This is a genomic window from Frankia sp. CeRuru1, from assembly GCF_977966315.1.
The window spans coordinates 1-7732 of record NZ_CDWWEW010000247.1 but is presented as its reverse complement, the minus strand read 5'-3'; the positions used below and the strand labels follow the sequence as shown (position 1 = coordinate 7732).

Below are 7732 nucleotides of genomic sequence, written 5' to 3'. Positions count from 1 at the left end.
TCACCGCACCATCCACCGACGACATGAACAACGCCGACAATCACCACCCTACGAAGGTGGTCCAGGACAATCCCGACACCGACCACGGTCATATATCGCAATCTATCCCAGAGTATCCCTGCCAACACGAATCGGCACAGTCAGCCCATCGGGGGTCGCACCACTTTTCGGTGTTCCATCGGAACATTCCGCCCAGAACCAGGGCGGGCCGGGCTAACGCTTCTTGACCCGGCACACCCGTTCGAGGATGAGGCCGCCGGTCAGCAGCACCATCGCCGCGGCCAACCCGAGACCCGCGGTGAGCGCGTCGCCCCCCGCCGTCGGGAACTCCCCCGTGCGGGGCATGGTGTAGCCGAACACACCCGCCCAGAGGCCGGCGAGCGCCGCTCCGACGACGGAGCTCGCCTTGGCCAACGCGGCGAGCCGGGCGACCGTGAGCGGGAGGATCGGGCGCGTTCCCGGCCGCCCCTCCAGCCGGCGGCGGGTCAGGGATGCGACCTGGAGCTCGAGGGCGCCGATCATGAGAACCGACACCGATGCCGTTCGCGGCAGCGTGGGAATCGATCGGTACGCCCACCACAGGAGCAGGTACCCGAGTGCCCCGAACGCCACCGCGACCGCGATGAGATCACGCGCCCGGGTCGGTCTCACCTGGCCGCCTCTCCGGCATCACTGCCGCCGACGGCGGGATCGGTGACGGCACCGGCCCTGGGATCCGCCTCGACCACGAGATCCGACAGCGACCACGGGGTCCGGCGCAGACCGGCCGGGTGCTTCCCCACGGCCATCCGGGCGACCAGATCGACAACCCGCCCGTGCCCAGGCAGCGTCGCCTCGGGATCAACGTCCAGCCAGGGCACGCAGACGAAGGCCCGCAGATGTGCTCGGGGATGCGGCACGAGGATCTCAGGGTCGTCACTGCGCAGGTCACCGACCGCGATGACATCGACGTCGAGCGTTCGCGGGCCCCACCGGACGGCCCGGACCCGCGCGGCCCGTTCCTCCACCTCGCGGACGACCTCGAGCAGATCACGCGGGGGCGCCGGACGCACCAGGACGACGGCGTTCAGGTAGTCGTCCTGCTCAGGTCCACCGACGGGTGCCGTCTCGTACACCGGTGAGCCGGCGAGCACCCCCAGCGCGCGGTCGAGCCGGTGGACGGCGGCGGACAGCCGGCCCAGACGATCACCGAGGTTGGACCCGAGCGACAGCACCGCATGGTCCGGCCGGGTCATCCGGTCACCCGCCATCGGTGGCGACCCCCGCGGCCGCGTCCGGCGCGGTCACCGGCTCGACGCCGTCGACCCGGTTCCGGACAATCGTCACCGCGACATCGGCGAACGGAACCGCGATCGGGGCCGCGGGCTTGTGGACAGTCACCTCGGCCCGCATCACCCGACCGTCCCGCAGACAGGCGCGGACGAGTCGATCGGCGAGGGTCTCAATCAGATTCACGGGTTCTCCGGTAACGATCCCGGCAAGGGTCTCGGCAAGCTCGCCGTAGTGCACGGTGCGGGTCACGTCGTCGTGGGACGCTGCCGAGGAGAGGTCGAGCCACAGCGTGGCGTCGACGACGAACTCCTGGCCAAGATCCCGTTCCGCCGCCAGAACCCCGTGGTGGCCGCGAGCCCGCAGCCCCGACAGGGTGATCCGGTCGAGCGACGTGGCCCTCGGTCGGGAGGCGACCTCCGCTGCGGAACCCGTCACCGCGGAGCCCACGGAACCTCCCGGTCTTCCACCCGGCCGGCGTCCACGGCCCAGCCGGGATCGACCTCGGGTCCGTCCCCGCGCCGGTCACCATCGTCCCGCCAGGCGCGCACGACCCGCACGGCGTCGGCGGCCGGCCGGACGGCATGCACCCGCACGCCCCACACCCCGGCCGCGGCCAGCAACGCGGTGGTCGCCTGGGTGGCGTCGTCCCGGTCTGCGACCGGCCGGGCCGAGCCGTTCGCGCCCGCCAGTACCGAGCCGAGAAACGACTTGCGGGACGTGCCGACCAGCAGCGGCCAGCCGAGCGCGAAGAAGGCGTCGATGTGGCGCAGAAGCGTCCAGTTGTGCCGGGCGGTCTTGGCGAAGCCGATGCCGGGGTCAAGGATGACCCGATCCTCGGCGATCCCGGCGGCCAGCACGGCCTCGAGCCGGTCCACGAGTTCCGAGACCACCTCCGCGACCACGTCGCGGTACACCGCCCGGGACGCCATGTCCGCACTGGTCCCCCGCGCATGCATCAGCACATAGTGCACGCCGCGGTCGGCGACGAGACCGAGCAGATCGGGATCGGCGCCGCCGGACACGTCGTTGACGAGCACTGCCCCGGCGTCGACCGCGGCGGCGGCCACGGAGGCACGGCTGGTGTCGATGCTGACCCGGACGCCCGCGGCGGCGAGCTCGGCCACCACCGGGAGCACGCGACGCATCTCCTCGGCGGCGATGACCCGGGACGCGCCCGGTCGGGTCGACTCGCCACCGACGTCGACGAGATCCGCCCCGTCGTCGACCATCCGCAGCCCGGCCCGGACCGCCTCCAGCGGATCGAGGTAGGTACCGCCGTCCGAGAACGAGTCCGGCGTGACGTTGATGACGCCCATCACCCTGGTCAGGCCGCCCGGCACGAGGAGTTCCTCGACGGTCCCGCTCATGGGAGACCTCCACCGGACGTCGCGCCCAGCGGCGCACGGCGGTAGGCGTAGCGGTAGACCGGCCGGAAACCAAGATCGGCATACAGGCCCCGCGCCGCGGTGCTGATCTCTTCGACCTGCAGATACGCATGAGTGGCGCCTCTGCCCGCCGCCCACTCGGCGAGTGCCGCGATGACCCGGCGGGCCGCGCCCCGGCCACGGGCCACGGGCAGGGTCGCCATGCTGTAGACACCCAGCCAACGGTCGTCCGCGATGCCGCGTCCGACCGCCGCCGGTACGCCGTCCACGGTCAGGGTGATGTAGATGGTGGGCAGCCGCAGCGCCGAGAGCACCGCGAGCGTGCCGGGCCGCTGCACGTTGAATGTCGTCAGCACCTGGCCCGCGACATCCAGCCACTCATCCGTCGGCGTGGTGGTGACGGTCACCCCCACCGAGCCGGCAGCCGCCGGTGCCCGGTCGGCACCACGCACAAGGTCGGCGAGGGGCGCCGTGCAGACGTCGGTGGGACCGGTGTCGTCGTACCCGGCGGCGTCAAGGACCGCGCCGAGCCCGGTCGGCCGGGAGAAGGGCGTCAGCTGGAAGGTCGGCGGCAGACCGGCGGCGGTGTAGAAATCCCGCACCGTGGCGAGCGCCGCGGCGAGGTCGGGCACGTCACCGCGAGCCCAGACCGAGTTGCCTCGCCGGGACGATCCGGCGGACTCGCGCAGCACCCACCCGGCCCGTTCGACCTGGCGCAACGGCGGCCAGGCCCGGTGCGCCTGGTCATCGAGCTCACGGGCCAGGGACGCGTCGGCGGACGGCAGGTTTGCCCGCGGCCCGACTAGTGGATCGGCGGGACGCCGCGCCACGCGGTCATCAGGCACGGCGCGCCGACCACGGCCGGCCTGGTCGACACCAGCTGCGCGACCTGCCGGCCGGAAAGCACGTCGGGGAGCCATCGATCACAATGCCGAGGCTACCGACCCGAACGCAGGGATGGACGACCCGAACGCAGGGATGGACGCCGGCACCGATCGGACCAACATCGGGCCCCCCAGCTTCACCTTTTCGGTAATCATGACGAGATGTCATGATTACAAAGCTATTGCCGCCTCGTTCCCGTTCTGGAGCGGACCGACGGCGGGCCGCATCCCGGCCTCCCTCGGCTCGTCGCCCGGGACCCTCCCGGGCCGGGGCGATGATCCGCAAGCCTGCGCCGCGCGATCCTGTCGGTCCTGCCAGCGCCCCCCTTCCTCGTCCCGCCACCGCCGACCGGCGAACTCCACCGCCGCATCGCACCGCCGCCGGCTCGCCCGCCAAACATGATCGGCAGAGGAAACCTCCGGGTAACACCACGCAGAGCCACGATGACAGGAACTTTGCGCACCAACAACCATCACCCTTCGGCGCAGCCTCCCTCCTACTATTGACAAAGCGAGACACGGGCCAGATCCGGTCGGACCGACCAGAGTGACCGGAGCGACCGGCCGGCGGCAGCGAGGCCGTCGCACGACCGCCGGGAGACTTCGGCCGTTGATCGCTGGATCCGGCCGGACCGCCGTCAGGGAGGATGGCGGTCGCGGCACCGATGCGGGCGTGTGGTCTCACTGTGCGCCTCCGGTCGGTCGCTTCTCACAGTGGGCTCTACCCCCACTACCTTGTCGCCACGGTCACGACCGTGGTGTTATCTGAAGGAAGGACGCGCGGCATGCCGCAGTCGAGCGGATCTTCACCGACGCGCGGGCCCGACCCCGAGGCCTGGGTCCCGACGAGCCGGTCGGCCCCTCTCCCACCCTGGTGGGCGACCACCGAGTCGATCATCATCCCGCCGGCGCGCACCCCTCCGGACGACCACCCCGAGGACTACGAGCCGGCGCCGCCGCCCCAGCCTTCGATGACGAAGTCCGCAACGAGCCCCACCGATGTGTCACCGGTACCTGCGGGCACGCCATCCTTCGGCACTGTGAGCGAAGCACCCTTCGGCGCTGTGAGCGGAGCGATCCCGGCGCAGCCGACACCGTCGTCGGCCCCCCACACCACGCGCCTTGGCGCCCCGGCCCCCGGCGCCTCGGACCGCAGACAGTTCCATCGCTATGCGGGAGCGGCGGTCATGACCGCGATCCTCGCCGAGGGACAGATCATGGAGGTCTCGGACGTCCTCGCGGCCAGTCCGGTCCAGCTCGCTCTGGAACGCGCCGACGATCTGCTCGACGACCTCCTCGACGCGCACGAGGCGACCCCACCCGCGCACATCCTGGCCCAGACCGAGCGGTTGCGCCGCGGCTTGGAGCGGCTCAGCCGGCGGTCCATCCCCGCCGGCGACGCCCACCGGCGCGACGTGCTGCGGGGGCGGGTCGCCGTGCTGGGTGCGGATGCGGCCTTCAAACTCGGTGACATCGAGACCGCGCGGTCGCTGACGTCGCTCGGCTTCCAGGCGGGGCGCTCGGTGGGTGAGGGTGCGCTTCGCGGCTCGGCCCGGGAAGTCGCGGCCGTCAACGAGTTCTACGCCGGCCGGCCCGACGAGGCGCTCCGCCTTGCCCGGGACGGGCTGACCCACGTCAGTGGCGGTGCCGTGCGGGCCCGACTTGTCTGCCAGGAGGCGCGTGCCCTCGCCGCCCTCGGTGACGTGCGGGGCGCGGCCCAGGCCCTGGACCGGGCGTACGACCTGGCGGACGCCATCCCGGCAGACCGGTGGGGCCGTCCTGGTCCGAGTTTCGACCAGTTCAATCCGGTCGAGGTGCCCTACAACGCCACGACGGCCCTGTGTCTGCTCGGCCGTCCGCAGGCCGCCCAGGAGCACGCGGATCTCGCCATGCCGAAGCTGGACGGGATGAACGCCCCGGGATTCCGGTCGGTGATCCGCCTCGATCTCGCCCTGGCGCTGGCCCGGCAGGGCCGCCTGGAACTCGACCAGGTCTGCGCGCTGGCCACCGAGGCGATCCAGATCTCCTGGGGGCGAACCGTGGCCTCCGTCTCGGGACGCGCGGATCAGCTGCTCGCGGCCACCCGGCCGCACAGCGAGGTGCACCAGGTGCGGGACCTCGCGGTACTCATCCGGGAGTGGCAGCGCTCCGCGGCGCGGCAGCGGCCCGGCGGGCGCGCGGTTCCCGTGCCGAGCCCGTCGGTCTGACGCCGGCCACCGTACGAGGACCGTACGAGGGTGGAATGGCCGACGGCGGGCGCCCTCCGGCGGGCTCGCCGGACCACGCGCGGTTCACCGCGGAGCGGACTCGCCGCGCCCTCGGCGCGATCTGCGCTGAGGCCGGCCTGGACGACTCGGGCGCCGTGCTGATCAAGAGAACCGGGAACGCGGTGTACCGGCTGCCACGGGCCGGCGCGGTTGTCCGGATCATCGGATCGGCCGCGATGGCGCATCGGGTGAGCAAGGTGGTCCGGGTGGCCCGCTGGCTGGCGGAGAACCACGTCCCGGCCGTCCGGCTGCTCCCCGGCGTGCCGGCCCCGGTCACGGCGGCCGGCTTCCTCGCGACGGTCTGGGCCGACGCGACGCCACCTGGCACCCCGCCCGGCGGCCCGGCACCGGACACCACGGAGCTGGCCGGCGCGCTGCGCGGTCTGCACACTCTGGCGCCGCCGGAACCGCCGCTGCCACGCTGGGATCCCCTCGACGACGTCCGCCGGCGATTATCCGACGCCGAGGCGCTCCCCGAGCCCGACCGCCGTTTCCTGGAGAAGATGACCAGCCGGGTCGCGGCGGCTCTGCCCACCATCCGCTACGCGCTGCCGCGGGTCGTCATACATGGGGACGCGCATCTGGCTAACCTCGTGCGGGCCGCGGACGGCCGCGCGCTGCTCTGCGACTTCGACGCTACCTGCCTGGGGCCGGCGGAATGGGACCTGATTCCCGTGGCGGTCGGCCGGCTACGCTTTGGTCATGATCCTCAGGCCCACCTCGACCTGGCCCGGGGCTACGACTTCGACGTCACCACCTGGGACGGGTTCGCCGTCCTGCGGGCGGTCCGGGAACTGAAGCTGGTGACGAGCGTGGTGCCGATCCTGGGGAGCAGCGCGACGGTGGCCACCCAGTTCCGGGTCAGGATCGACAGCCTGCGCTCCGGCGACACCGGCGTCCGCTGGTCCCCCTACCGTTGACGCCTCCCTCATCACCCTCGCTGTCAGGACCCCGGGGAGGAGACGCCCCCGCCGCCGGCACCACACGAGGCACACCGTTTCCACCGGCCGGGCCGTGCGGTCCACGGAACCACATGTCATTCTAGTCAGACCTGTCGGGCCGGTCCGGCGGGTCACGTCCACGTGCCGGACGCCCGGCTCCGAGCGGGGGCTACCGGCGCGGACCACCGTCCTGGGCGTGGTCGTCAGATCACCCCGGCCTCATGGCTTGGGTCGCCCGAACGGAGGGGAGGCCCTTGAACACGACGGAGGGAATGCCCGCCCCGGGGATCAACCAGGTGGCGTGCTGCCCGGAGAACAATCATGAACGATGATCCTCGGGAGATCGGCGCCATCCGGGTCGGCGATGGCGGAGATCGGGACCCCGCGCATCCCGGGCCGCAGGAGCGTGGCGGGCGCGTCGGGTCCCCGTCGCCGACCACCGAGCAGCCGTCCCGTTCGGCGAGCCGACTGCCGGCAGTGACGGACACCGGCCGGTCGTCTCCCGACCGAGCCGACCCGGGTCACTGGCAGACCGGTCCGGCGCAGCCGCGCTCCGCCGGTGCCGCCGGTTGGACGGTCGACGGCCCCTACCGCCCCGAGCCGGCGGCATCCGCCTTCCGGCCGGGCACCGCCGCCCCGACGGCGTCCCCCGCCGTCTCCGACACCTGGCCGTCGATGCGCCGCGTTGATCCGATGTCGGCCACGGGTTCCGAGGCAACAGGTTCCCACCCGGCCGGCTCGGCGGGCTGGACCGATCGGGGCACTCTCGGGTCCGCGGCCATGAACCGTCGAGGCACGGAGAGTGCCAACGACAACGGCAGGATGCTGCCGATCGAGACCCGCACCTTCGATCCGCTACTCGACCAGTTCCCCCCGAATCCGGGCGGAGTGTTCGGTCAGGCGTACCCGCCGCCCCCGCCGGGGGAGACCCGGGCCTGGCGGGGCGATCCGCTGAACCCGCCACCGCTGAACCCGCCACCGCC

The 7732-nt window shown here is 72.5% G+C and carries 7 protein-coding genes and 1 pseudogene; 3 read left to right on the top strand and 5 right to left on the bottom strand.

The genetic code is table 11. The features are described from left to right. Positions 1-213 precede the first annotated feature (213 nt). Genes AC08OP_RS16800 through AC08OP_RS16780 form a run of 5 tightly spaced genes read right to left on the bottom strand, consistent with a single transcriptional unit; the run spans position 214 to position 3487 of the window. Complete coding sequence (locus AC08OP_RS16800; RefSeq protein ID WP_476593694.1) at positions 214-651, bottom strand: DUF3180 domain-containing protein; 438 nt, start codon at positions 649-651, stop codon at positions 214-216. Continuing rightward, positions 648-1235 (bottom strand): 2-amino-4-hydroxy-6-hydroxymethyldihydropteridine diphosphokinase, encoded by a 588-nt coding sequence (folK, locus tag AC08OP_RS16795; RefSeq protein ID WP_476615061.1) that lies wholly within the window; start codon positions 1233-1235, stop codon positions 648-650. Before folK ends, AC08OP_RS16800 begins: the two co-directional genes overlap by 4 nt. A gap of 4 nt (positions 1236-1239) precedes the next feature. Then, entirely contained in the window at positions 1240-1707 is a 468-nt protein-coding gene (folB, locus tag AC08OP_RS16790) for a dihydroneopterin aldolase (RefSeq protein ID WP_476615060.1), read from the bottom strand. Then, positions 1704-2639 (bottom strand): dihydropteroate synthase, encoded by a 936-nt coding sequence (folP, locus tag AC08OP_RS16785; protein ID WP_476615059.1) that lies wholly within the window; start codon positions 2637-2639, stop codon positions 1704-1706. Before folP ends, folB begins: the two co-directional genes overlap by 4 nt. Then, positions 2636-3487, bottom strand: a complete 852-nt coding sequence (locus tag AC08OP_RS16780; RefSeq protein WP_476615058.1) for a GNAT family N-acetyltransferase — start codon at positions 3485-3487, stop codon at positions 2636-2638. The genes folP and AC08OP_RS16780 overlap by 4 nt, the downstream gene beginning before the upstream one ends. 839 nt (positions 3488-4326) lie before the next feature. Between AC08OP_RS16780 and AC08OP_RS16775 the strand changes: the two genes are divergently transcribed. The 3 genes and pseudogenes from AC08OP_RS16775 to AC08OP_RS16765 form a co-directional block, all read left to right on the top strand. Further along, positions 4327-5748 carry a hypothetical protein gene (locus tag AC08OP_RS16775; RefSeq protein ID WP_476615057.1) on the top strand — a complete coding sequence of 474 codons (1422 nt, stop codon included), beginning with the start codon at positions 4327-4329 and terminating at the stop codon, positions 5746-5748. 35 nt (positions 5749-5783) lie between these two features. Next, on the top strand, positions 5784-6728 hold the full coding sequence (locus AC08OP_RS16770; RefSeq protein WP_476615056.1) for a phosphotransferase: 945 nt from the start codon (positions 5784-5786) through the stop codon (positions 6726-6728). A gap of 342 nt (positions 6729-7070) precedes the next feature. Further along, positions 7071-7732: pseudogene (locus tag AC08OP_RS16765) on the top strand (hypothetical protein); the annotation flags it as partial.